Here is a 2,047-nt window from a genome sequence, read left to right on the forward strand (position 1 = left end):
CCGCCCTGGCGGCCCGACGAGCACGAACGGGACCGCTGGTGCCGCCTCCTGCGCTTCTACGGCATCCCCGCCGACCCCGCCGACCTCGCCCTGCCCCCGCCCGCCGTCCCCTCGCCGGCCCCCGGCGCCGTGGTGCTCCACCCGGGCGCGGGCTCACCCGCCCGCCGCTGGCCCGCCGAGCGCTCCGCCACCGTGGCGCGCCGGCTCCTCGCCCGCGGGCAGCCGGTCGTGGTCACCGGCGGACCGGGCGAGGACGCCCTGGTCGCCCGCGCCACCGTCCCCGGCGCTCGGGCCCTGACCGGCGGGCTGCCCTTCCCCGAGCTCTCCGCCCTGGTGGCCGGCGCCCGCGCCGTGGTCAGCGGCGACACCGGCATCGCCCACCTCGCCGTCGCCCACGGCACGCCCAGCGTCACCCTCTTCGGTCCCGTCGCGCCGTCCCTCTGGGGCCCGCCGCGCTCTCCCCGCCACCGGGCGCTCTGGCACCCCGGCCCCCCGGGCGACCCGCACGCCGACCGGCCCGACGCCCTCCTGCTGCGCATCGGCGCCGACGACGTCCTCGGTGCCCTGACCGATCTGGAGGCGGTGCCCGCATGAGCGCCCCCCGCGACACCCCCGCCGTCGGGGTGGTCATCGCCACCCGCGACCGTGCCCCGGCCCTGGCCACCACCCTGGGCCTGCTCACGGCCCTGCCCGAGGCACCCGAGATCCTCGTGGTGGACAACGCCTCCACCGACGGCACCCCCGACCTGGTCCGCACCCACTTCCCGCAGGTCCGGCTGCTGCGCCTGCCCCGCAACCGCGGCGCCCTCGCCCGCACGGACGGCGTGCGCCGGATCGGCACCCCCGTGGTCGCCTTCAGCGACGACGACTCCTGGTGGGCCCCCGGCTCCCTCGCCCGGGCCGCCCGCCTCATGCGCGACCACCCCCGCCTCGGCCTGATCGCCGCCCGCACCCTGGTCGGCACCGACCACCGCCCCGACCCCCTCAACGAGCTGCTGGCCGACTCGCCCCTGGGCCGCGACCCGGACCTGCCCGGCCCCAGCGTCCTCGGCTTCCTGTCCTGCGCCGCCGTCGTCCGCCGCGAGGCGTACCTCCAGACGGGCGGCTTTCACCCCCTGCTCTTCTTCGGCGGCGAGGAGAGCCTGCTCGCCTACGACCTGGCCGCCCGCGGCTGGGGAGTGGCCCACTGCCGGGAGATCGTCGCCCACCACCACCCGGACCGCCACCACCCGGACGGCCACCACCCGGACGGCCACCACGACGAACGCCGGCCCGACACCGGCCGCCAGGTGCGCTGGCGCCGCAACGACCTGCTCACCACCTGGCTCTGCCGGCCCTACCCGACCGCCCTCGGCCGCACCCTCCGCACGGCCGCGCGGGCGGCACGCGATCCGGTCGCCCGGCAGGCCCTCCGGGAGGTCCTGGCCCGCCTGCCCGCGGCCATGACACACCGCCGGCCCCTGCCGCCGGAGCTGGAGGCCGACCTCCGGCTGCTGGAAGGGCGCGCCTCCGGAGACGGCCATGCCCGATGACCGCACGACCGTCGTCGTCATCACGCACAACCGGCGGGACGAAGTGCTGCGCACCCTCGACCACCTGGCGGCCCTGCCGGAGGCGCCCCCGGTCGTCGTCACCGACAACGCCTCCACCGACGGCACGCCGGAAGCCGTCGCACGCCGCCACCCGGGCGTGCGCCTGCTGCGCTCCTCCCGCAACCTCGGCGCCATCGGCCGCAACCTGGGCGTACGGCACGTCCGCACCCCGTACGTCGCCTTCTGCGACGACGACTCCTGGTGGGCCCCCGGCTCCCTCGCCCGGGCCGCCGACCTGCTCGACCGCCACACCTCGCTGGCCTCGGTCACCGCCCGCATCGTCGTCGAGCCGCACGGCGCCGAGGATCCCATCGTCGCGGAACTGCGCCACTCCCCGCTCACCGGCCCGCCCTGGCTGCCCGGCCCCGCCCTGGGCTCCTTCCTGGCCGCCGCCACCGTCCAGCGCACCGACGCCTTCCGGCAGGCCGGCGGCTTCTCGCCGCGCCTGTGGCTCG

General features: G+C 78.4%; 3 protein-coding genes. All 3 read left to right on the top strand.

Annotation, left to right across the window (positions count from 1 at the left end; genetic code table 11):
* Nucleotides 1–594, top strand: a 594-nt coding sequence (locus tag AB0K09_RS32975) for a glycosyltransferase family 9 protein (RefSeq protein ID WP_366069073.1), incomplete at its 5' end; no start/stop codon positions are given.
* A complete protein-coding gene (locus tag AB0K09_RS32980; RefSeq protein WP_366069074.1) occupies nucleotides 591–1,532 on the top strand; it encodes a glycosyltransferase in 942 nt (313 codons plus the stop codon). The genes AB0K09_RS32975 and AB0K09_RS32980, both read left to right, overlap by 4 nt.
* On the top strand, nucleotides 1,522–2,047 hold a 526-nt coding region (locus AB0K09_RS32985), incomplete at its 3' end, for a glycosyltransferase family 2 protein (protein ID WP_366069075.1). The genes AB0K09_RS32980 and AB0K09_RS32985, both read left to right, overlap by 11 nt.

Origin of the sequence: Streptomyces sp. NPDC049577, assembly GCF_040675635.1 — a bacterium.
In the GTDB taxonomy this organism is placed as follows: Bacteria; Actinomycetota; Actinomycetes; order Streptomycetales; family Streptomycetaceae; genus Streptomyces.